Annotated in this window: 23 protein-coding genes and 1 pseudogene; 16 read left to right on the top strand and 8 right to left on the bottom strand. The window is 72.0% G+C overall.

The features are described 5' to 3' along the window. Positions 1-143: 143 nt before the first annotated feature. From QRX50_RS33525 to QRX50_RS33495, 7 genes are all read left to right on the top strand, one after another. Positions 144-1,130, top strand: coding sequence for a 2-dehydropantoate 2-reductase (locus QRX50_RS33525; RefSeq protein WP_285967111.1), 987 nt, complete (start codon positions 144-146; stop codon positions 1,128-1,130). A gap of 31 nt (positions 1,131-1,161) precedes the next feature. Next, on the top strand, positions 1,162-3,162 hold the full coding sequence (locus tag QRX50_RS33520) for a molybdopterin oxidoreductase family protein (RefSeq protein ID WP_285967110.1): 2,001 nt from the start codon (positions 1,162-1,164) through the stop codon (positions 3,160-3,162). A gap of 9 nt (positions 3,163-3,171) precedes the next feature. Then, complete coding sequence (locus QRX50_RS33515) at positions 3,172-4,953, top strand: NAD(P)H-dependent oxidoreductase subunit E (RefSeq protein ID WP_285967109.1); 1,782 nt, start codon at positions 3,172-3,174, stop codon at positions 4,951-4,953. A gap of 34 nt (positions 4,954-4,987) precedes the next feature. Then, positions 4,988-5,911, top strand: a complete 924-nt coding sequence (locus tag QRX50_RS33510; protein WP_285967108.1) for a 2Fe-2S iron-sulfur cluster-binding protein — start codon at positions 4,988-4,990, stop codon at positions 5,909-5,911. Positions 5,912-6,071: 160 nt separating this feature from the next. After that, positions 6,072-7,118 (top strand): acyl-CoA dehydrogenase family protein, encoded by a 1,047-nt coding sequence (locus QRX50_RS33505; protein WP_285967107.1) that lies wholly within the window; start codon positions 6,072-6,074, stop codon positions 7,116-7,118. 97 nt (positions 7,119-7,215) lie between these two features. Continuing rightward, positions 7,216-8,043, top strand: a complete 828-nt coding sequence (locus tag QRX50_RS33500; protein WP_285967106.1) for a hydroxypyruvate isomerase family protein — start codon at positions 7,216-7,218, stop codon at positions 8,041-8,043. Then, positions 8,040-8,921 (top strand): 2-hydroxy-3-oxopropionate reductase, encoded by an 882-nt coding sequence (locus QRX50_RS33495; RefSeq protein ID WP_285967105.1) that lies wholly within the window; start codon positions 8,040-8,042, stop codon positions 8,919-8,921. Before QRX50_RS33500 ends, QRX50_RS33495 begins: the two co-directional genes overlap by 4 nt. Positions 8,922-9,048: 127 nt before the next feature. Here the strand turns inward: QRX50_RS33495 and QRX50_RS33490 are convergent, their stop codons facing one another. From QRX50_RS33490 to QRX50_RS33480, 3 genes and pseudogenes are all read right to left on the bottom strand, one after another. Beyond that, positions 9,049-9,507, bottom strand: a complete 459-nt coding sequence (locus tag QRX50_RS33490; protein ID WP_285967104.1) for an MmyB family transcriptional regulator — start codon at positions 9,505-9,507, stop codon at positions 9,049-9,051. A gap of 178 nt (positions 9,508-9,685) precedes the next feature. Further along, positions 9,686-9,859: pseudogene (locus QRX50_RS33485) on the bottom strand (transcriptional regulator); the annotation flags it as partial. A gap of 10 nt (positions 9,860-9,869) precedes the next feature. Continuing rightward, the gene (locus QRX50_RS33480; RefSeq protein WP_285967103.1) at positions 9,870-10,487 is read right to left on the bottom strand and encodes a hypothetical protein; all 618 of its coding nucleotides are present in this window, start codon (positions 10,485-10,487) and stop codon (positions 9,870-9,872) included. Positions 10,488-10,623: 136 nt separating this feature from the next. Between QRX50_RS33480 and cmtR the strand changes: the two genes are divergently transcribed. Beyond that, positions 10,624-10,968: a Cd(II)/Pb(II)-sensing metalloregulatory transcriptional regulator CmtR gene (gene cmtR / locus QRX50_RS33475; RefSeq protein ID WP_285967102.1), complete on the top strand. Its 345-nt coding sequence runs from the start codon at positions 10,624-10,626 to the stop codon at positions 10,966-10,968. A 687-nt stretch (positions 10,969-11,655) separates the two neighbouring features. Further along, positions 11,656-12,336, top strand: coding sequence for a cation efflux transmembrane domain-containing protein (locus QRX50_RS33470; protein WP_285967101.1), 681 nt, complete (start codon positions 11,656-11,658; stop codon positions 12,334-12,336). Positions 12,337-12,520: 184 nt separating this feature from the next. On the opposite strand, the gene QRX50_RS33465 is transcribed toward QRX50_RS33470, so the two are convergent. Beyond that, entirely contained in the window at positions 12,521-13,531 is a 1,011-nt protein-coding gene (locus tag QRX50_RS33465) for a cation diffusion facilitator family transporter (RefSeq protein ID WP_285967100.1), read from the bottom strand. A 67-nt stretch (positions 13,532-13,598) separates the two neighbouring features. Here QRX50_RS33465 and QRX50_RS33460 point away from each other — a divergent pair, with 67 nt between their 5' ends. Then, positions 13,599-13,961, top strand: a complete 363-nt coding sequence (locus tag QRX50_RS33460) for an ArsR/SmtB family transcription factor (RefSeq protein ID WP_285967099.1) — start codon at positions 13,599-13,601, stop codon at positions 13,959-13,961. Between the two features lie 65 nt (positions 13,962-14,026). After that, positions 14,027-14,524, top strand: a complete 498-nt coding sequence (locus QRX50_RS33455; protein ID WP_285967098.1) for a MarR family winged helix-turn-helix transcriptional regulator — start codon at positions 14,027-14,029, stop codon at positions 14,522-14,524. A 702-nt stretch (positions 14,525-15,226) separates the two neighbouring features. On the opposite strand, the gene QRX50_RS33450 is transcribed toward QRX50_RS33455, so the two are convergent. Further along, on the bottom strand, positions 15,227-15,706 hold the full coding sequence (locus tag QRX50_RS33450; protein ID WP_285967097.1) for a single-stranded DNA-binding protein: 480 nt from the start codon (positions 15,704-15,706) through the stop codon (positions 15,227-15,229). A 194-nt stretch (positions 15,707-15,900) separates the two neighbouring features. Here QRX50_RS33450 and QRX50_RS33445 point away from each other — a divergent pair, with 194 nt between their 5' ends. The 4 genes from QRX50_RS33445 to QRX50_RS33430 all read left to right on the top strand — a co-directional run bounded on the left by QRX50_RS33445 (position 15,901) and on the right by QRX50_RS33430 (position 18,571). Further along, the gene (locus QRX50_RS33445; protein WP_285967096.1) at positions 15,901-16,629 is read left to right on the top strand and encodes a hypothetical protein; all 729 of its coding nucleotides are present in this window, start codon (positions 15,901-15,903) and stop codon (positions 16,627-16,629) included. 95 nt (positions 16,630-16,724) lie between these two features. Then, a complete protein-coding gene (locus QRX50_RS33440) occupies positions 16,725-17,471 on the top strand; it encodes a glycoside hydrolase family 15 protein (protein WP_285967095.1) in 747 nt (248 codons plus the stop codon). 120 nt (positions 17,472-17,591) lie between these two features. Beyond that, the gene (locus QRX50_RS33435; RefSeq protein WP_285967094.1) at positions 17,592-18,032 is read left to right on the top strand and encodes a hypothetical protein; all 441 of its coding nucleotides are present in this window, start codon (positions 17,592-17,594) and stop codon (positions 18,030-18,032) included. Positions 18,033-18,061: 29 nt separating this feature from the next. Next, a complete protein-coding gene (locus QRX50_RS33430) occupies positions 18,062-18,571 on the top strand; it encodes an MmyB family transcriptional regulator (protein WP_285974637.1) in 510 nt (169 codons plus the stop codon). Here QRX50_RS33430 and QRX50_RS33425 read toward each other — a convergent pair. Then, on the bottom strand, positions 18,504-19,358 hold the full coding sequence (locus QRX50_RS33425; protein ID WP_285967093.1) for an NAD(+)/NADH kinase: 855 nt from the start codon (positions 19,356-19,358) through the stop codon (positions 18,504-18,506). The genes QRX50_RS33430 and QRX50_RS33425 overlap by 68 nt on opposite strands. Further along, complete coding sequence (locus tag QRX50_RS33420) at positions 19,355-20,356, bottom strand: SPFH domain-containing protein (protein WP_285967092.1); 1,002 nt, start codon at positions 20,354-20,356, stop codon at positions 19,355-19,357. Before QRX50_RS33420 ends, QRX50_RS33425 begins: the two co-directional genes overlap by 4 nt. 83 nt (positions 20,357-20,439) lie before the next feature. On the opposite strand from QRX50_RS33420, the gene QRX50_RS33415 reads away from it, so the two are divergent. Beyond that, positions 20,440-21,126 carry an NUDIX hydrolase gene (locus tag QRX50_RS33415; protein WP_285967091.1) on the top strand — a complete coding sequence of 229 codons (687 nt, stop codon included), beginning with the start codon at positions 20,440-20,442 and terminating at the stop codon, positions 21,124-21,126. Positions 21,127-21,249: 123 nt separating this feature from the next. On the opposite strand, the gene QRX50_RS33410 is transcribed toward QRX50_RS33415, so the two are convergent. After that, positions 21,250-21,618, bottom strand: a complete 369-nt coding sequence (locus tag QRX50_RS33410) for a glycosyl hydrolase-related protein (protein WP_285967090.1) — start codon at positions 21,616-21,618, stop codon at positions 21,250-21,252. Positions 21,619-21,709 lie beyond the last annotated feature (91 nt).

The following is a 21,709-nucleotide window of genomic DNA, read 5'->3' as shown; positions in this document are numbered from 1 at the left end:
GCAGTCCCGAAATGACAATCAGTGCCGGGTAGGCCTGCTCCGCCCGGCTGTCATCGGCGAATTCCATCACCGGATCCTGGTGCCTGAGGACTTCCCGGGATACTGTATGCAATCGCTGTGTTCGACCGAGCGGGAGGCACACCATGCGGGTTGCTGTTCTGGGCGCGGGCGCGATCGGCGCCTACGTGGGTGCGGCCATGCACCGAGGCGGCACCGAGGTCCATCTGGTCGCGCGCAAGGCGCACCTCGAGGCGATGCGCGAACACGGAGTCCGGGTGCTCAGTCCCCGCGGCGACTTCACCGCGCATCCCCACGTCACCGACGACCCGGCCGAGATCGGCCCGGTCGACTTCGTCTTCCTCGGGCTCAAAGCCCACTCCTACCCGAGCAGCGGAGCGCTGCTCGAACCACTGCTGGGCCCGGACACCGCGCTCGTCGCGGCGCAGAACGGGATCCCGTGGTGGTACTTCCACGGCCTGACCGGACACCCCCTGGAGGGCCACCGGGTCGAGACCGTCGACCCGGACGGCGAGACCAGCCGGGTGATGGCGGTCGAGCGTGCCATCGGGTGCGTCGTCTACTGCTCCACGGTGATCGAGGAGCCGGGCGTGATCCGTCACCTCGAGGGCACGCGGTTCTCCCTGGGCGAGCCGGCGGGCGGGGTCTCGCCCCGCTGCGTCGCGCTGTCGGAGGCGATGATCGAGGGCGGCCTCAAGGCGCCCGTCGAGCCGAACCTGCGCGACGACATCTGGGTCAAGCTCATGGGCAACGTCGCCTTCAACCCGTTGAGCGCGCTGACGCGGGCGACGATGGCACAGATGTGCGAGCACGACGACACGCGCGAGCTCGTCGCCACGATGATGACCGAGACCCTTGCGATCGCCCGGGCCGCGGGGGCGGATCCCCAGGTCTCCGTGGAGAAGCGGATCGACGGCGCCTGGCGCGTCGGGCACCACAAGACGTCGATGCTGCAGGACCTCGAGGCCGGCAAGCCGCTGGAGATCGACGCCATCATCGGCGCCGTCGTCGAGCTGGCCGAGCTCACCGGGGTGCCCGCACCCGCGCTGCGCCACGTGCACGCGGCCATCGGCCTGCTGAACCGCACGGCCACCGCCGTGCCGGTCGGCTGACACCCATCCCACCACCTCCTGGAGGCAGAAGATGAAGCGCAGGAAGGACACCACGCCGTACGCCCGGCTGACGGAGCCGCTGGTGCGGGACTCCGGTGTGCTGCGGCCGGCGACGTGGGAAGAGGCGCTCGACCGCGCCGCCGCGGGGTTCCGGCGCACGCTGGAGACGAAGGGGCCCGAGGCGTTCGGCATGTTCTCCTGCGCGCGGGCCACGAACGAGATGAACTTCGTCGCCCAGAAGTTCACCCGCGCGGTGATGGGCACGAACAACGTGGACTCGTGCAACCGGACCTGCCACGCGCCGAGCGTGGCGGGTCTGGCGCGGGTGTTCGACAGCGGCGGCGGCACGTCGTCGTACGCGGAGATCGAAGACGCCGACGTGATCGTGATCTGGGGCGGTAACCCGCGCGAGGCGCACCCGATCTTCTTCCAGCACGTGCTCAAGGCCGTCCACAAGGGAGCGAAGCTCTTCGTCGTGGACCCGCGCCAGACCAGCACCGCGAAGTGGGCGCACCGGCAGCTGCAGCTGGAAGTGGGCACCGACATCCCGCTCGCCAACGCGATCGCGCGGGAGATCATCCACTCCGGACTCGCCAACACCACGTTCATCGAACGGGCCACGGAGGGCTACGAGGAGTTCGCCGCCTCCGTGGAGCCGTGGACACTCGAGGTCGCCGAGCAGGTCACGAAGGTGCCGGCCGAGCTCATCAAGGAGCTGGCCCACACCTACGCGCGCGCCGATCGCGGGCAGATGTCGTGGACGCTGGGCATCACCGAGCACCACAACGGCACCGACAACGTGCTGTCCCTGATCAACCTGTCGCTGCTGGCCGGGCAGGTCGGGCGCTACGGCGCCGGGCTGAACCCGTTGCGCGGGCAGAACAACGTGCAGGGCGGCGGCGACATGGGCGCGATCCCGGACCGGATGCCCGGCTTCCAGGACATCCTCGACCCGGCCGTGCGCGCGAAGTTCGACGCGGTGTGGGGTTCGCACATCCCGCCGCACAAGGGCAAGAACCTCACGCAGATGCTCGAGGCGATGGAGGACGGCCTGATCACCTGCGTGTACGTGATCGGGGAGAACCCGGTGCAGTCCGAGGCCGACTGCGAGCACACGATCAAGCGCCTGTCGAACATCGAGCACCTGGTGGTGCAGGACATCTTCCTCACCAAGACCGCGCAGCTCGCCGACGTGGTGCTGCCGGCCTCGGCCGCGTGGTGCGAGAGCGACGGCACTTTCACCAACAGCGAACGGCGCGTGCAGCGGGTGCGCAAGGCGGTGAACCCGCCGGGCGGCGCGCGGGACGACATCGAGCTGCTCTGCGAGCTCGCCCGCCGGCTGGGCCACGACTGGCACTACAGCGGCGATGACGGGCGCGAGGTGTGGGACGAGCTGCGCTCGCTCTCGCCGATCCACGCCGGCATGAGCTACGAGCGGCTCGAGGAGCTCGGCGGCATCCAGTGGCCCTGCTACAGCGAGGACGCATTGGAGCCGTCGTTCCTGCACGCCCGCCTGTGGGCCGAGGACCCGGCCGAGCGCGGCCGCCCGGCGCCGTTCACCGTGCTGCGCCACAGCCCGCCGGTCGACGTGCTCGACGACGAGTTCCCGCTGCGCCTCACCACGGGCCGGCGGCTCGACTCGTACAACACCGGCGTGCAGTCGGGTGGGTTCCCGTCGCCGCGCCGGCGTGGCGAGACGCTCGACCTGTGCTCGGCCGACGCCGCGCTGCTCGGTGTGGTGGAGGACGAAATGGTGCAGGTCTCGTCGCGGCGCGGTGCGATCGTCGCGCCGGTGCGGATCGACGAGGGGCTGCGCCCGGGCCTGGCGTTCATGACGTTCCACTTCCCGGACGAGGTCGACGTCAACGTGATCACCATCGAGGCCACGGACCCCGTTGCGGGCACCGCAGAGTACAAGGCCGCTGCTATCCGCGTGGACAAATTGCCTTCAGGGGGCCCAGCGGGGCCTGCACCCCGGCTGGGGTCCGGGGCTCGGCCCCGGAAGACACAGCTCGACGCGGTCGCGGGCTGAGGGGCCGGGATGGATCTCCAGTTCCTCGACGCCAAGGCCTCCTTCGAAGAACGCGCGGCGGTCGACGCGCTGCCCGAAGGCGCGGCCCGCGATCAGCTGCTGCCCGCGCTGCACGCCGTCAACGACCGCGTCGGCTGGATCAGCCAGGGCGCGCTGAACTACATCTGCGAGAAGCTGCACGTACCGCCGGCCGACGCGTATGGCGTGGCGAGCTTCTACTCGCTGTTCTCGCTCACCGAGCGGCCGGAACGCGTGGTGCACGTGTGCACCGACCTCGCGTGCCGCGTCAACGGGGCCGACACGGTGTGCGACACGCTCACCGAGCACGTCGGGCCCGCGGGCAAGGCGCGCGGCGGCGTGACGTGGCTGCGCAGCCCGTGCCTGGGCGTGTGCGAGAAGGCGCCCGCGGCGCTGGCGTTCGAGGCCGGCGACCCGCCGGGGACTGAACTGCTCGCGCCCGCCACCGGCGCGGACGTGGTGCTCGCCGCGCGCCGCTCTCCGTCCGCCGAGGACGGTGCCGCGCCGGTGCTGCACCAGACGGACCGGGAGTCGCTGAGGCTGTTGCGCCGGGTCGGGGCTGTCGACCCGGAGAGTCTCGACGACTACCGAGCCACCGGTGGCTACGCGGCGCTGCGCAACGCGTTGGAGCTCGGGCCGAACGGCGTGATCCGCGAGGTCACCGACGCCGGGCTGATGGGCCGCGGCGGGGCCGCGTTCCCGACCGGGCGCAAGTGGGAGGGCGCGGCCCGCCAGCCCGCGCTGCCGCACTACCTGGTGTGCAACGCGGACGAGAGCGAGCCCGGCACGTTCAAGGACCGGGTGCTGCTGGAGGGCGACCCGTTCGCGCTGGTCGAGGCGATGACGATCGCCGGGTTCGCGACCGGCGCCACGCTCGGCTTCCTCTACCTGCGCGGCGAGTACCCGCGGGCGCGCCGGCTGGTGCAGAACGCGATCGACGTCGCGCGCGAGCGCGGGTTCCTCGGCGTGGACATCATGGGGCACACGGGGTTCTCGTTCGACATCGAGATCCGCCGCGGCGCCGGCGCGTACATCTGCGGCGAGGAGACGGCGATCTTCAACTCGATCGAGGGCTTCCGCGGGGAGCCCCGGTCGAAGCCGCCGTTCCCGACCGAGCAGGGCCTGTTCGGCAAGCCGACGGTGGTGAACAACGTCGAGACGTTGGTCAACGTGCCGCTCATCCTCACGGCCGGTTATGCGGCCTACCGGGAGATCGGCACGGAGAAATCGGCCGGGCCCAAGCTGTTCTGCCTCTCGGGCAACGTGCGCAAGCCCGGCGTCTACGAGGTTCCGTTCGGCACCACGCTGCGCGAGCTGCTGGCGCTGGCCGGGGGCGTGCCGGAAGGCCGTGAGCTGCGGGCGGTACTGCTCGGCGGCGCGGCCGGTGGGTTCGTGCGGCCCGACGAGCTCGACCTGCCGCTCACGATGGAGGACGCGCGCGCCGCCGGCACCACGCTCGGCTCCGGCGTCGTGCTGGCGCTCGACGATCAGGCCGACCTCGGCGGGTTCCTGCTGCGCATCGCGTCGTTCTTCCGCGACGAGTCGTGCGGGCAGTGCGTGCCCTGCCGCATCGGGACGGTCCGGCAGGAGGAGGCGGTGAGCCGCATCGTCGGCGGCCGCAAGCTGAGCACCGATGCCGATGATCTGGCGCTGCTGCGCGAAGTCGGGCAGGTGATGCGGGACTCGTCGATCTGCGGGCTGGGGCAGACGGCGTGGAACGCGATCGAGTCGGCCGTCGAGCGGCTGGGCGCGCTTTCCGTGGAGGAGTCATGACCACCGACGACACACTCGCTCCCGTGGAGGAGTCATGACCATTGTCGAAATAGGCTTGCCGAAGCGGCTCGTCGAGTTCACTGTGGACGGTGAGACGGTCCGGGTGCCCGAGGGCGCGACGATTCTGGACGCCTGCTCGGCCGTGGGGAAGGAGATCCCCACGCTCTGCTACGGCGACACCCTGAAGCCCGCCAACGCGTGCCGGGTCTGCATGGTCGAGGTGGAGGGTTCGCGGACGCTTGTGCCTTCGTGTTCCCGCAAGGCCGAACCGGGCATGGTCGTGCACACGGATTCCGAGCGGACCCGCACGAGCCGCAAGGTGGTACTGGAGCTGCTCGGCTCGGCGACCGACCTCTCGACCACCCCCGGTGTCGCGGAGTGGATGGCGGAGACGGGCGCCGACCCCGAGCGGTTCGGGCCGCCGGCGCCGCCTTCCGACGATCGGGACGACGCGTTGCCGGGCGAGCACGAGCCCGTCGACGGCCTCACCGCGGCCACCGTGCGCCAGCCGGTCAAGGTGGACAACGCGCTCTACGTGCGGGACTACGGCAAGTGCATCCTGTGCTACAAGTGCGTGGACGCCTGTGGCGACCAGTGGCAGAACTCGTTCGCCATCTCCGTGGCCGGGCGCGGCTTCGGTGCACGGATCTCCACGGAGTTCTCGACGCCGCTGCCCGACAGCGCGTGTGTCTACTGTGGAAACTGCGTGGAGGTCTGTCCCACGGGCGCGCTGAGCTTCAAGGCCGAGCACGACAAACGCGAGGACGGCAGCTGGGACGAAGCCGCGCAGACGCAGACCACGACGGTGTGCACGTTCTGCGGGGTCGGCTGCAACCTCACGCTCCACGTGCAGGACAACGAGATCGTGAAGGTCACCAGCCCGCACGACAGCTCCGTGACCCACGGCAACCTCTGCATCAAGGGCCGCTTCGGCTGGCAGCACGTGCAGAACACCTGACGGCGGCCCCGACCCGCCTGCCCCGGACCCGCCGTCCCCCGTCCTGGCTGCCCCCCCCCGGCCGACGTGCGCGGACGGCGGGTCCCGTGCGCTCTTTCCCTGCCGAAAACCCTGAGCGAAGGGGGCAATGGTGCCTTCTGTTGAAGAAATCTCCCGAGTCGTGACTTCCGCCGTCGCACCGGCCGCGGCCGAGGCCGACCGGCTCGCGCGGTTCCCGCGAGGGGCGATGGCCGCGTTGAGCCGCAAGGGCGTGCTGGCGCTGACGGCGTCGCGGCGGCTGGGCGGGGGTGGCCACGGACTGGCCGAAGCCGCGCGCGTGGTCGAGGTCGTGGCGCGTTCGTGCGCGAGCACGGCCACGGTGCTGCGTTCGCACTTCGCGGCCGTCGCCGTACTGGAGGCGCACGCGGACCAATCTGTGCGCGCGGAGCTCGCCGCGGGCCGCCACCTCAGCACGCTGGCGCTGGTCGACGCGGGGCCCGGCAGCCGCCTGCTCGCGCCGGACGGCGTGGCCGGTTCCCACGGCGGGGTCGTCGACCTGACCGGGCGGAAGGCCGGGGTGGTCGCGGCGGGGGAGGCCGACAGCTACGTGTGGTCGAGCCGGCCGGCGAGCGGCCGGGGTGGCGCGACCGTCTGGTTCGTGCCCGGCCATGCGCCCGGGTTGTTCGTGCCCGCCGCCAGTGGCGGTCTGGGGTTGCGCGCGAGTGCGACCACCACCGTGTGTGCGGATCCGGTGCAGCTGCCCGAGAACACGGTCCTCGGCCGGGACGGCGAGGGAGCCGAGGTGGTGCTCGATCTGGCGCTGCCGTGGTTCCTCGGCCTCGGCGCGGCCGTCGCGCTGGGTCTCGCCGAGGCGGCGATCGAGCGGGTTTCGGGGGACGGGTCCGGAGCGGATCTCGCGCGCCTGCGCCTGCGTGCTTCGGCTGTGCGGGTGCTGGCCGCCGACGCGTTCGCCACGTACAGCTGGGATCCCGTGCACGCGTTGCCGAAGTTCTTCCACCTCTGGCTCACCGCCGCGGAGACCGTCACGGCAACGACCGAGGTGGCGCTGCGCCTGTGCTCGGGTTACCCGGGTGACCCGGTGCTCGAACGCTGCTTCCGCGACGCGCGGGCGCACTGCGCGCTGGAGCCGACCGTCGAGACCGTGGTGGACCTCGCGGCCCGCGTGAACGGTGACGGTGCGAGCCGTGAACTGCACGCGGCCCGTTGACCCGGCGCAGCTCTGACGGCTATTCTCGAACTACGGAAGAAAGCTTCCACTATACGAAATCAAGAGGTCAGAGCAATCCGATGAGCCGAGGTATCCGATGACCGGTCCCGCCGGAGTGCGGCACTCGCTGCCCTACACCGCCAACCTGTCGATCCTGTTCACCGAGCTCCCGCTGCTCGAGCGCGCGCAGGCCGCCCGGGCAGCGGGCTTCACCGCGGTCGAGTACTGGTGGCCGTTCGACAGCGCCGACCCGCGCCCGGTCGAGGTCGAGAAGTTCGTGCGCTCCATCGAGCAGGCCGGCGTGCAGCTGACCGGGCTCAACCTGTTCGCCGGCGACATGGCCGCGGGCGAGCGCGGGCTCGTGTCGTGGGTCGGGCGCGAGGCGGAGTTCGCCGTGAGCCTCACCATCGCGATCGGGATCGCGGAACGCCTCGGTTGCCGCAGCTTCAACGCGCTGTACGGCAACCGGCTCGACGGCGTCGAACCGTCCGAACAGGACGCGCTGGCGCTGCAGCAGCTGGCCACGGCCGCCGAGGCGGCGGGCAAGATCGGGGCTCAGCTGGTGCTGGAGCCGCTCTCGGGCACCCCGGCCTACCCGCTCAAGACGGCCGCGGACGCCGTGGCGGTCATGGACCGGCTGGGGCTGGACAACGTGCGGCTGCTCGCGGACCTCTACCACCTGGCGGTGAACGGCGACGACCTCGACTCCGTGATCGCGGAGTACACCCCGCGCACCGGACACGTGCAGATCGCCGACGCGCCGGGCCGGCACCAGCCGGGCACGGGGGAGCTGGACCTCGAGGGACACCTGGAAAAGCTGGCGGTGGCGGGCTACCGCGGACACGTGGGGATCGAGTACAAACCGGACGGTCCCACGCTCGCGTCGCTGGCCTGGCTGCCGGAAGAGCGAAGGGGAGACAAATGAGCAAGGTGGGCTTCATCGGTCTCGGCGTGATGGGCACGCCGATGGCCGCGCACCTGGCCGGTGCGGGACACGACGTGAGCGGTTTCGACCTCAGTGCCGACGCGCTGGCGAAGCTGACGGCGGCGGGCGGGCGCGCGGCGTCCGACGTGGCCGACGCGGTGGCCGAGGCGGAGGTGGTCGTCACGATGCTGCCCGACCATCCGCAGGTCGAGCAGGTGGTGCTGGCGGCGGGCGGAGTGCTCGACGTCGTCAAGCCGGGCACGCTCCTGGCCGACATGAGCACCATCCGGCCGGAGACGTCGATCGCCGTCGCCAAAGCCGGTGGTGCCAAGGGGATCCGGGTGCTCGACGCGCCGGTCTCCGGAGGCCAGGCGGGCGCGGAGCAAGCCGCGTTGTCCATCATGGTCGGTGGCGAGGCCGAGGACTTCGAGGCGGCCAGTCCGATCTTCGAGGTGCTCGGCAAGACGATCGTCCACGTGGGACCCCACGGCGCGGGCCAGGTCGTGAAGGCGGCCAACCAGCTTGTGGTCGGCGGCATCTACGGGCTCGTCGCCGAGGCGATCGTGCTGCTGGAGGCGTCCGGGGTGGACGCCGGCACCGGGCTCGAGGTGCTGGCGGGCGGGCTCGCGGGCAGCCGGATCCTGGAACTCAAGCGCAAGTCGATGGTCGCGCGGCAGTTCCAGCCGGGCTTCCGGATCGACCTGCACCACAAGGACATGGGCATCGCGCTCGCGGCCGCGCGCCAGGCCGACGTCGCGCTGCCGCTGACCGGGCTGGTCGCCCAGCTCGTCGCCGCCGGACGCGCCATGGGTCATGGGTCGCTGGACCACTCGGCGCTGCTGAAGGTCGTCGAGGAACTGTCCGGACGCGAAGGCTGACCCTGGCCTGGGTCTCGCCGCGCTTGCCGGTTCTGGTGGAGACTGTGCGGTGACGGAGTTCGAGAGCGAGCCGAGTTTCTGCCGCGGGCGGGTCCGGGTGTGCGGGACCCGCCCGCGGCAGGGCCTGCTACTTGCTGTGGGCGAGGTTGGCCGGCGACGCGAGCGCGTCGGTGTGGCGGCTGCCCGGCACGGCGTGGAAGACCACTTGCGACAGCGCGTCGGGGCCGGGCAGAGTGAACTTGTAACTGTGGAGGTCGAGGGGGCCGGCGGCCGGGTGGCAGAAGCGGGCGAGGTGGCCGGTGCGGGGCTTGGTGTCGTGGCGGAACCACAGCTCGCGGAAGCGCTCGCTTTTCGCGGAGAGCTCGGTGACCAGCTCGATGGCTGCGGGGTCGCCGACGTCGCGGCCGAGCGAGGCGCGCAGGCCGCCCACGCCGTCGGCCGTCGTCTCGTCCCAGTCGACGCGGAAGTCCCGCTCGGCGGGGTCGAGTAAAACCTCGCGCAGGAGGTTGCGGCCGGCCGCGTAGTGGGACGAGAGCGCGGTGGCGATGGCGTTGGCGGCGAGGACGTTGGTGAGGCGGTCCTGCACGTACGCGGGCGTGGCCGGCCAGGTGCCGATCAGCTCGGCGATGCTCGGCGGCACCACCGGCGCCGGGCCCGCGGCGGTGGCGGGCGCGGGGGGCCGTGAGGCTGTGGAGGTGGTTCGTGGCGTCGTCGAGGCCCAGCACACGGGCGAGCGCGTCGAGCACCTGCGCGGACGGGTTGTGGTCGCGGCCCTGTTCGAGACGCATGTAGTAGTCGCTGCTGATCCCGGCCGGCAGCGCCAGCTCCTCGCGGCGCAGGCCGCGCACGCGCCGCCGCCTGCCGGCGGGCAGTCCGACGTCTTCGGGTGAGACGAGCTCGCGCCGCGCCCGGAGGTAGTCGCCGAGGAGGTTGTCCACGCGGCCCAGCCTACGAGAGCGCGGCCAGGAGTCCGAAGTAGACGGCGCCGCCGACCACCGCGCCCACGAAGACACCGCTCGCCACCTCGGGCGCCGTGTGGTCACCCAGCTCGACGCGCGACCACGCGACCCACAGCACGAACGGCACCAGCAGGAGCAGCCACGGGCCGTACACCCACACGAGCATCACCGTCGCGCCCGCGGCGACCTCGGCGTGGATGGAGATCTTGAACTTCAGCCCGAACGTGATCGCCACCGCCACCACGAGGCACGCCAGCTCGGTCGCCGTCAGCGCGATCAGCTCCCGGGGCGCCCCACCGACGATCAGCACCACGAACCCCGCCGCCAGCGAACCGAGACACACGACGAAGGGCACCACCCGCCCCGCGCGGTTCGTCACATGGTGCGAGTCCCACTTCCCGCGCCGCGCCCCGCGCACGATGACGGCCATGGGAATCAGCGACCCCGTCACGCCCACGACGAGCCCCCACAGCACCGTCGCCCCGACCCGATGACCGGTCACCTCCCACGCCACCGCGAGCGGCAACCCCAGCACCCACACCCACGGCGCCAACACCTCCGTCGCGGCGCGCGCCGCGCCCCGCTGAATCGTGCCGGACGCCGACATCGATCTCCTTGCCTTGTGGGCGATCCGCCGGGTTTCACGACGGCCTGGGGATCTTACGGCGGCCCGCGTTCGCTTCGTCTCGGTCTTCGGTTCAGGGTATTTTGAATAGATCAGCCGCCGCTGTACTATTCGACGCATGCTGAGCTGTGAAACCCGCGAATCAGCCCTCGCCCGGATCGGCCGCGCCCTGGCCGACCCGACGCGCTGCCGCATCCTCGTCGCCCTCCTGGACGGCGTCGCCTACCCGGCGCGCTTGGCCGAGACGCTCGGGTTGAGCAGGTCCAACGTCTCCAACCACCTGTCCTGCCTCCGCGGCTGCGGGCTGGTCCTCGCCACCTACGAGGGCCGCCAGGTCCGCTACACCCTCGCCGACCCCCACCTGGCCCACGCGCTCGCCGAACTGACCCAGGTCGTCCTCGCCGTCGCTCCGACACCTGACTGCGCGGACGAAGACGTGCCCACGTCAGCGATCGCCCGATGAGGAGCAAGGCGCGGCTCACGCCGGCGGCTGTCTGGCGGACCGGCGGGGGAGCCGGCTGCCGTTCCGCCGCGCCGGATCTTTCCGCCGACCCGCCGGCGCGCGCTCGCTGCGTTTTCGGGCGGGCGAGCACCGGTCTGGCAGGGAAGCGGCTTGATCAGTCACGAGCCGGCCGCCGACGACTGCCGCGGTGCCGGTTATTGCACGCCCCGACCGGCGGCCTCGCGCGATCGGCGACGCGCGCCGACGGAGCGGCGGCGCGTGGCGGCGGCCGTCGTCGAAAGGCGTGGCGGCGATTTTCGGGCGGCCGCGCCGATGTTTTCGGATCTCCCTGTGCCTGCGGTTGGTTGCGTGGGCGAAGGTGTGTCTGCCTGGAGGTGGCGTGTCGCCGTCGCGACGTGCGAGCCGATGCGGCGGTCGACCAGCGCCGCGAAGGTGGCGGTTGGTGCACACCCGAGCCCGCGCGCTTATGCGCGTGGCCGGTGCTTCCGCCCGCTTGCTCGGACGAGAGCGTGCCCATGGCGGAGGTGGCGTGGTGAGTCAGGAGGCGCGAGTCGAGGCGGTGACGGCCTATCTGCGCTGTGGCGGCGCCGATCCTTGGGCGGCCGCGCCGATGGTTTCGGGTCGTCGGCGCGGGGTGGCTGAGGTTGGTTGCGTGAGTCAAGGCGTGTCTGCGGTGGAGGTGGCGTGATGAGTCGCGAGGCGCGGGTCGAACCGACGGCTGTCGATGAGTGCTGCGGCGGCGCCGGATGCTGTGCGCCCGCGGCGGCGGTGTCCGACGGGCGGCGGCGTGTGCTGGCGCGGCGGGTGCGGTGGCTGGTGGCGGGGACGATCGCGTACAACGTCGTCGAGGCTGTGGTCGCGCTGGTCGCGGGGGAGGCGGCGGGCTCGGGCGCGCTGGTGGGGTTCGGGCTGGACTCGGTGGTGGAGGTGGCGTCGGCGGCGGCGGTGGCGTGGCAGTTCGCCGGGGCGGATCCGGAGCGGCGGGAGCGGGCGGCGCTGAAGGTGATCGCGGTGTCGTTCTTCGCGTTGGCGGCCTACGTCGTGGCGGACGCCGGGTGGGCACTGGCGCGGGGGAGCGAGGCGGGGCACTCGACCGTCGGGATCGTGCTGGCGGCGGTGTCGCTGGCGGTGATGCCGGTGCTGTCAGGCGCGCAGCGCCGGGCCGGCCGCGAGCTCGGCTCCGCGAGCGCCGTAGCCGACTCCAAGCAGACCCTGCTGTGCACTTACCTCTCGGCGGTCTTGCTGGTCGGGCTGCTGCTCAACACACTGTTCGGCTGGTACTGGGCCGACCCGGTGGTCGCGCTGGTCATCGCGGCGGTCGCGGTGCGGGAGGGCCGCGAGGCCTGGCGGGGGGAGCACTGCTGCTGAGTGTGCGTCAGCCCGCGGTCGCGGCCGAGCCACCACTGCAATCCCCGCAACACCACCGCGAACGCGATGAACACGCCCACCAGCAGCACCGAACCGTCGAGATCACTCACCGCACACCCCCTTCCCACGCGTCACCCTGACGAACCCCAGCGTGCGGCGGCACCGCCCGGCTCGCCCCCGGCGCTCACGCTTCCTTGACGCCCGCGGCGACGACGTTGACGTCGCGCGCCGGGTGGGCGTGGATCAACGCCCGCGTGAGCCGCGGCAAGGCCGACGCCATGCGCTGCTCGGCGGCGTGCGCGATGCCGTGCGCCTCCGCCAGCGTGCGGCCCGGGTCGACCGACACCTCCGCCTCGGCCGCGAGGGTGTGCCCGATCCAGCGCAACCGGATCACGTCGACGCCCAGCACGCCGGGCGTCTCGGCGAGCGCGAGTTCGGCGTCGTCCACCAGGTGCGGGTCGACGGCGTCGAGCAGCCGGCCGAACACCTCGCGCGCGGCGTCGCGCAGCACCAGCACGATCGCCACCGTGATGAGCAGGCCCACCACCGGGTCGGCCCACGTCCAGCCGACGAGCGCCCCGCCCGCCGCGAGCACCACGGCGAGGCTGGCGAACCCGTCGGTCCGCGCGTGCAGCCCGTCCGCGACGAGCGCTGCCGACCCGATGCGCCGCCCGACGCGGATGCGGAAGCGCGCGACGAGCTCGTTGCCCGCGAAGCCGACCACGCCGGCGAGCGCCACCCACCCGGCGCCCGTCATCGGCCACGGGTTCAGCAGGCGATCGATCGCCTCGTAGGCCGCGAGCACCGCGGACCCGGCCATGACCATGAGGATCACCAGGCCGGCGAGGTCCTCGGCGCGCCCGAGTCCATGCGTGAAGCGGCGCGTCGCCTGCCTCCGCGCGAGCAGGAACGCGACAGCCAGCGGCACGGCGGTCAGCGCGTCGGCGAAGTTGTGGAGCGTGTCGCCGAGCAGCGCGACCGACCCGGTGAACCCGACGACCGCCAGCTGCGCGACCGCCGTCGCCAGCAGCCCGGCACACGACAGCCACAGCGCGCGCATCCCGGAGCGGCTCGCCTCGAGCGTGTCGTCGACGAGCTCGGCCGACTCGTGGCTGTGCGGTTTCAGGGCGTGCTTGAGCCGGCTCCAGTGCCCGTGCCCGTGGCCGTGCCCATGCCCGTGTCCTGCGCTTTCCATCTTGGGAACGGTAGCAGAACGAATGAAGATATGTTCATGTCTCCTGTCGTGTTCTAGTCTCCTCTCCATGGGACACGGGGTCGAAGGACGCCGCCGCCCCGCGGGACGGCTCGACGCGACCACCGCGGCCGCGGTGGCCACCACGCTGCAGGCGCTCGCGACCCCGAGCCGCCTGCTGATCCTCAGCGCGCTGCGCGAACAGCCCCTCGCCGTCAGCGACCTGGTGACCGCGGTCGGGATGGAGCAGTCGGCCGTGTCGCACCAGCTGCGGCTGCTGCGCAACCTCGGGCTGGTCGTCGGCATCCGCAATGGCCGCAGCATCGTGTACAGCCTGCACGATAACCACGTCGCCCAGCTGCTCGACGAGGCCGTCTACCACAGCGAACACCTGCGGCTCGGGGTCGCGGACCGCGCGGGTGAAGCCGGGTAGGCCGGGTCGGCGCCCGGGCGTGTCTCGGGCGGTGGGTACTCCTTTCGTTCGCCTAGACTTCAGGTGTGAGTGAGTCTTGCGATGCCGTCGACGAGGTCATCGCTCAGTGGCGGCAGGAACGGCCGGACCTCGACCTGTCCGCCATGGACGTGTTCGGCCGGCTCGCCCAGCTGACGCGGGTCGTCGAGTCCGCCGTGGAACGGGTGTTCACCCAACACGGCCTGCGCCCCGGCGAGTTCGACGTGCTCGCCGCGTTGCGCCGCACCGGCGCGCCCTACACGCTCACCCCCTCCGAACTCTCGGCCGCGCTGATGACCTCCCGCGCCGGCATGACCAACCGCCTCGACCGCCTGGAGGCAGCGGAGTACGTCGAGCGCAGCCTCGACCCGGCCGACCGCCGCAGCTTCCGCATCACCCTCACCCCCGCCGGCCGCGACGTCATCGACGCGACCCTCACCGACCACGCGGCCGGTCTTGCGAGACTCCTTTCTTCGGCCAGTAGCCCCGAAGATGCGGCGACGTTGAGTCGCATCCTGAAGGCCATGCTCGCGGAACTCGGCTGACGCTTGGCGGATGTGGGCTTGAAACGTCCTGTGTGGACGGGCTGGGTGACGGCCGATCTCGGCCACCCGCCGCGACGGTGGTGGGGTGATCGCCGAGACAGCCGCACGGCGGCAACCGGGCAGGTTCGACCGTCGTGCCGGCGACGCTGATGGCCGGCGGCGCCATCACGCGCGGGCCGACAAGTGACCACAGTGCAGGCCGGCTGGCCTGTGGCGGACCGCGCGTCCCATCGGGTCGCCGGGCCTCCGCGACTACCGGTGGCGCGCTCAGGGCCATCCCACGGGTGGTGTGGGTGGGGTGTTGAGGCTGGTTGCCTCAGCACCGAAGCGGCGTTGCGACTGCTGCGGGATGGCCGGTGGCGCGCTCAGGGCCGTTCCGCCGGTGGGGCGGGGTGCTGAGGCTGGGTGTCTCAACATCAAAGCGGCGTCGCGGCTGCTATGTGACGGCCGGTGGCGCGCTCAAGTCCGCCCCTCCAATGGGGGCGGGCGCTGGGACTGGGTGCCTCAGTACCAAAACGGTGTCATCGCAACGGATCCGCGGCGTCCGCAGGCCGCGGCGCCCCGCCCTCCATGTCGAGATCGCGCGGTTACAGATCCTCCCTCCGGTAGCGCGACGACGAAGCGTCCAACCCGGCACTGCTTGCCCATCACAGTTCGCACGATGTCTCGCCGCGGCCGAGCCGCGTGCGCCGGCGGGCGACGTCAGAACGGCGGATCGCCCGCGCCCGCTGCGACCGGCATCGCGGAGGCGGCAGGGGACCACGGGCTGTCGGAACTGGCCGAACTCCCTGGGGAATCTCCGGCAGGCGGCCCGGAACGGTTGGCGCGGTTGACTTTCGCCGTGGCGTAGCGCAGGGAGGGGCCGATCTCTTCGACCTGGAGTTCCACGACGGTGCGGCGTTCGCCTTCCTTGGTGTCGTAGGAGCGTTGGGTGAGGCGGCCCTGGACGATGACGCGCGCGCCCCGGGTGAGGGATTCCGCGGCGTTTTCCGCGGGCTGGCGCCAGAGCGCGCAGCGTAAGAAGAGGGCTTCGCCGTCTTTCCATTCGCCGGAGGTGCGGTCGAAGGTGCGCGGGGTGGACGCGACGGTGAAGTTGGCGACTGCGGCGCCGGACGGGGTGAAGCGCAGCTCCGGGTCGGACGTGAGGTTGCCGACGATGGTGACGACCGTGTCTCCGGCCATGGTGTTCTCCTCGAGGTTCCGGCGGCGCCCCGGGGTGAGGGCCGCTTCCGGGATTCAGGAGACCATCCGGGTACGACAGTTTCCGGGGAGTGGCCGTCACCCATCAGGTGGTGTGGCGGAACCCTTCCTTCGGCCGTGGTCCGGCCGGCGCTGCCACGGCACGAGGGGCGGCCGAGGCGGCGGAGAGGGAGCGGATGAGGACCTGGCAGAAAGCCCGCGCGGGAGTGCTGGCGCTGGCGTTGGTGGCGAGCACCGCGGCAGCCCCCGCGAGCGGCACCGCGACCGACTGCTGCGGCCCCTCGTCCTGGACCACGGGCGACAAGTCCGCACTCGGCACCTCGCCGACGACGCAAAGCCCGGTCTGGTTCACCGTCGCGAACGGCGTGACGTCGGAGGTCTTCTACCCGCGCGTGGACGTCCCCGAGACGCAGGACATGCAGTACGTGATCACAGACGGCTTCTCGTTCGTCGACCTCGAGCGTGACGCGACGAACCACGTCGTCTCGATGCCCGATGAGAAGTCGCTGGAATACACCGTCACCAACACCGCGAAGGGCGGCCGCTACCGCATCACGACCACGTACGTCACCGACCCGGCGCGCGCGACGCTCGTGACCCGGACCCGGTTCCAGTCGCTCGACGGCGGCACGTATCGGCTTCACCTGCTCGCCAACCCGTCCATGGCCGGGGGCGCGGGCGGAGACACCGCCGCGTGGGACGGCAGCGGGCTCGTGGCGAGCGGTACGGAGAACCTTTTCGGCACGACGGCCACGGTCGTGTCTTCGCTGCGCGCGTCGACCGGGTTTTCCGCGCACGACAACGGATACTCCGGCGCCGCCAGTGACTGTCTCGTCGACCTACGGGCCGATCACACGCTGGACAACGGGTTCGATGCGGTTTCGGGTGCGGGCAACATCGTCTAGTGTGGACAGATCCCGGTCGCCGCGGACACCACCTTCACCGTCGCCCTCGGGTACGGATCGACTGCACAGGCGGCGACGAGCGCGGCAACGGTTCTTTGACCGCGGGGTTCGGCTCGCTGGAGTCCGGCTACCGCACGGGCTGGAACTCCTACGTCGGCAGCCTCAAGCCCGCGCCCGTCAGCGTCGCGGGGGACCAGCAGCGGCGGCGTGCGTATCACGTCGCCGCGATGGCGTTGCACGCGGCCGAGGACAAGACGTTCCGCGGGGCCAGCGTGGCCGGGCTGGCGACGCCGTGGGGCGACGTCGTGAACGGCGGCAGCCTCGGCGACGGTTACCACCGCGTGTGGGGCCGCGACCTCTATCAACAGGCCACCGGTCTCTTGGCCGCCGGCGACACTGCGCAGCCGAAGCGCATGGCGCAGTTCCTGTGGGGCTCGCAGTGGATCGGCTCGCCGACCGCCGGCGACGGCACGACGTATCCGGCCGGTGCGTTCCCGCGCTACAGCCCCGTGAGCGGCGTCGCCGGCGCCAGTGCGCAGCAGCTCGGATACTGCGAGCAGCTCGACCAGGACGCCGACGCGATCGTGCTCGCGTGGCTGACCGGTCTCACCGACGCCGCCACGTATGCGAAGGTCAAGGTCACCGCCGAGCACCTGCGCACGAGCGGTCCCGCCACGACCGAACGCTGGGAAGAACAGTACGGCCGGTCGCCCTCGTCGATCGCCGCGGAGATCGCGGGGCTGGTGACGGCGGACGCGATCGCCCGGGCCAACGGCGACACCGCGAGCGCCACCACCTGGGAGTCCACAGCGGACTCCTGGCTAGCTTCGCTCGACTCGTAAACGGTCACGAGGTCCGGTTTCTGGGGCGGCCACACGTACTACGAGCGCCTCGACAAGGGCACCGACCCGGACGACGGCGGCCAGATCTGCTTCGACGAAGGCTGCTTCTACGAGCACGACGTGGTCGACTTCGGCTTCCTCGACCTCGTGCGGCTCGGCGTGCGCGCGCCGGCCGACCCGACGATCGCCGCCTCGATCGCCCCGACGGCCGCCGCGTCGGACGGCAACGCGCCGATGCAGGTGACGCTGCCCGACGGTGACCTCTACTTCCATCGCTACCCGCACGACAACTACGGCGAAAGCACCACCGCCTGCACCGCCTGGCCCGCCGGCGGCCCGCAACGCTTCGGGCGTTCGCGGGCATCAGCACGGAGTACTACACGCGGCTGGAGCAGGGCCGCGACCGCCACCCGTCGGCGCAGGTGCTCGACGCCGTGGCGCGCGGGCTGCGCCTCGACCGGGAGGCCACCGCGTACCTGCACGACCTCGCCGATCCCGCGCCACGCCGTCGCCGTGCGCAGGAGAGCCAGGAGAACGTCCGGCCCAGCGCCGCGCGGCTGACCGCGTCCTGGGAGCTGACGCCGGCGTACGTGCAGGGCCGCTACCTCGACGTCCTCGCCGCCAACCCGGTCGTTGCGGCGCTTTCGCCGGTGTACACACCGGGCACGAACCTGCTGCGCGCAGTCCTGCTCGACCCCGCCGCGCAGGAGTTCTTCACCGGCTGGGAGGCGCGGGTCGGCGGTCTCGTGGCGAGCCTGCGCGCCGCCAGCCAGCCGGACGATCCGCGGCTCGCCGGGTTGGTCGAAGAGCTGTCGGCGGAGAGCGAGCTCTTCCGCCGGCTCTGGCCGCGCCACGACGTGCGCCCGCAGCCCGGCGGCGAAACCCACCGCCTGTGCCACCCGCGGGTCGGCGAGCTGGAGCTGCAGTACGACAAGTTCGCGGTCACCGGCGCCGAAGACCAGCTGATGGTGATCTACCACGCCGAGCCGGGCACGCGGTCGGCCGAGGGGCTCCGGAAGCTCGCGGAGGACCTCAGCGGACCAGGTGGAACGCCCGCGCCGCCGGGGCGAACGTCACCGACTGCCCACGCGTCACGGTGACCGCGTCGTTCTCCAGGCCGTCGCCGAACGCGGTGAGGTGATCGGACTCGACGTCGATCGTCAGCGCCGACGTCGTGAGCTCGCCCTCGGTGAGCGACGTCCCGGTGGTGGGGGAGGGCCAGGCTTCGCGGACGAACCACACGAGCCGGCGTTCGTCGACGGCCGGCAGCCGCAAGGGGCTGTGCCGTTCCTGCCAGACCGACCGGCACCAGCCCGTCGCGCCGGTGCCCGTGCCGACCAGCAGGCCCGACGACGCCTGCCGCTCGGCACCCAGGCGGTAGCGCGCGGTCTGGTGGCTCGGGTGGCCGAGGTAAATCTCGTTGAGTGCCAAGAGCTTCTGGCCGTCGTCGGCGGTCAGCTCGACCATCGTGCGGGGCTCGACCGAGTCCCGCACGCGCAGCAGGTCGGCCGTGGCCGCGGCCGGGTGGCGCACCAGGACGCCCGGCTCAGCGGGCGTGATGCCGACGACGGGCTGGCCCGTGAGGTACTTCGCGATGTTCGCGACCAACCCGTCCTGCCCGACGACGAGCACCACGTCCTCCGGAGTGAACAGGAACCGCGACAGGTCTGCCCGCTCGACGTTGCCGCGGCGCCAGTCCAGCGGGATGGCGGCCGACACGGCGGTCAACGCCCGCCGCAGCGCCGCATCCTGCTCCACCACGTCGTCCAGCGAGCGGCCGCGCGTGGCCAGGAAGAACTCCGCCTGGCCACGCGTGCCGTGGCGGGCGAGCAGCTCGTCGAGCTCGGTGCGCCGGTGCACCACCACGGCCCGCGGGGCGCGGCTCACGACCCGATCCCCAGCCGGGCCAGCAGCGGCGCGATCAGGTCCGGCGTGAGCACGAGGCTGTCGATCTTCGGCAGGTTCGCGGCCAGCTCCTTCACGGCCAACGCCCGCAGCACCGGCTCCGGCAAGTCGCGGTACGCGGCCAGCCGGGCGGCCTCGCCCGCCGCTTCCGCTTCGCCGAGCGTGCGCGTGGCCTCGGCGTTCACCTGCGCCAGCCGCGTCTCCCGGCTCGCGCGTGCCTCGGTCTCGATGTGGTCGGCCGCCGCGGCTTCTTCGGCCTGGCGGCGGGCGTTGGCGCCGCGCTGGGCGAGCAGCTGCTCCTCGCGCCGGGCGAGCTCGATCTTGTTCTGCAGCTCGTTCTCGCCGATCGCGCGCTCGCGTTCGACGGCCAGTGCGCGCCGCTCGTACGTCGCGCGGTCGGCTTCCTGCTGCACCTTCTCGCGCGCGGTCGTCTGCAGCGCCTTCTCGACCTCCGGCTCGGCGCGGATCGCGACGACACGCACGTCGAGCACGGCCGAGCCCGTCTGAGCGAGCCGCGTGTCCTCCTCGGCCAGCCCCGCGCGGATGCGGTCGCGCACGGCGCCGACGCCGTCGACGAGGGCCTCTGCCAGCGGCGTGCGGGTGAGCACGTCGAGGGCGTACTGCTGCGCGTTCTCGGTGAGCAGCCCGCTGATCTGGGCGAGCGGGTCGCCGCGCCAACGGCCCGTGTCCGGGTCGACGGAGAAGTCGATGCGCTGCGCGGCGAGCGCCGGGTCGACCACGCGGAAGGTGAGGGCGAGCTGCACCGTCACGTCCTGGAAGTCGGCCGTGCGCGCGTGGAAGAGCAGCGGCAGCTCGCGGTCGTCCACCGGGATCTCCGACAGGGCCGCGGCCAGCGGCCGATACCAGAACGACAGCCCGGTGCCGTCGTGCACGAGCTTGCCGCCGCGCAGGTGCCGGATGTGCGCGGTCGGCACACCCCGCAGGTGCCGGAACCCGAACCGGCACTTGATGTCCACCATGGGGACCTCCTTATCGTCGCCGTGACGATATGGGTGCGACGGTCTTTTCGTCAAGCTGACGATTACGGTGTAGTGTGCGACACATGGAGGAGTTCCCGCCCAGCGCGGTCACCGTGGACCTCGTCGTGCTCACGATCACCGGGGAGCAGCTGTGCGTGCTGCTGGTGCGGCGGGGGATCGAGCCTTTCCGCGGCGCCTGGGCGCTGCCCGGCGGCTTCGTCCTCGCCGACGAGGACCTCGACACGGCCGCGCGGCGCGAGCTGGCGGAGGAGACGGGCCTGGCGCCGGGCACCGTCCACATCGAACAGCTCGCGGGCTACGGCGACCCGGGCCGCGACCCGCGGCTGCGCGTGGTGACCATCGCCTACCTCGCGCTCGCGCCCGACCTCCCGGTGCCGCAAGCCGGCACGGACGCGGCCGAGGCGCGCTGGACCCCGGTCGCGACCCTCGACCCGGCGACGCTCGCCTTCGACCACGCGAAGATCTTCACCGACGGCCTCGAACGCGCCCGCGCGAAACTCGAGTACACCCCCCTCGCCGCGGCGTTCTGCCCGCCGGAGTTCACGGTCGCGGAGCTGCGCCGCGTGTACGAGCTGGTGTGGGACGCGCGCCTGGACCCGCGCAACTTCCACCGCAAGGTCACGGGCGCCGAGGGACTCCTGGAGCCCGTCGGCACCACCACGACCCGCGACGGCGGCCGGCCCGCCCGGCTGTACCGGAGGGGGCCGGCGGAACTGTTGTCGCCGCCGATGTTGCGGACGCGGGGGTGAGGTCCGGCTCGGGCGGATGGTGGCGATCTGCTGGGGTGCCGGGAAAGGCGCAGCTCGTCGTCGACTACCGGTGGGCTCGCCGGGGTTGGCCGAGTAGGTCCGGTTACCGCGCCAGGTGAAGGATCACGCGAGGCGGAGCGTCGCGATTTCCCAGGGGCGCAAGGTGAGCCGCAGCTCGCCGTCGGTCACGGGCACGGTTTCACCGGGGCGACCGAGCAGGTCCACTCGCCGGGCCGAGGTGAACGAACCACGCACTACGGCCGTGGCCGCCTCGGGAGATTGCGCGACCAGCCGCACCTCCAGTGCACCCTCACGGCGCCGCACGCTGGAGAGTGCCGCGCCGTCGACGGACAGGCCGAAGTGCGAGGCCGGCGGCGCGTCGAGCGGCCCGGTGCCGAGGGTGGCGTGCAGCGGATGGCGGTAGAGCTCGGCCGCGGAGAGCAGGGCCCCGGCGCGCCAGTCACCGGCGTGCGGAAGGACGGCGAGCTGCACGGTCGTGACGCCGATCTGCTGGGCCAGCGGGGTCGGGATCTGCGGGCCGGCCGGTTCTTCGCGGTACGGGTGGACGTTGCGGCTGAGCCGG

Origin of the sequence: Amycolatopsis sp. 2-15 (genome assembly GCF_030285625.1) — a bacterium.
In the GTDB taxonomy this organism is placed as follows: Bacteria; Actinomycetota; Actinomycetes; order Mycobacteriales; family Pseudonocardiaceae; genus Amycolatopsis; species Amycolatopsis carbonis.
The sequence above is the reverse complement of the archived record's forward strand: the minus strand, read 5'-3'. Positions and strand labels throughout refer to the sequence as shown.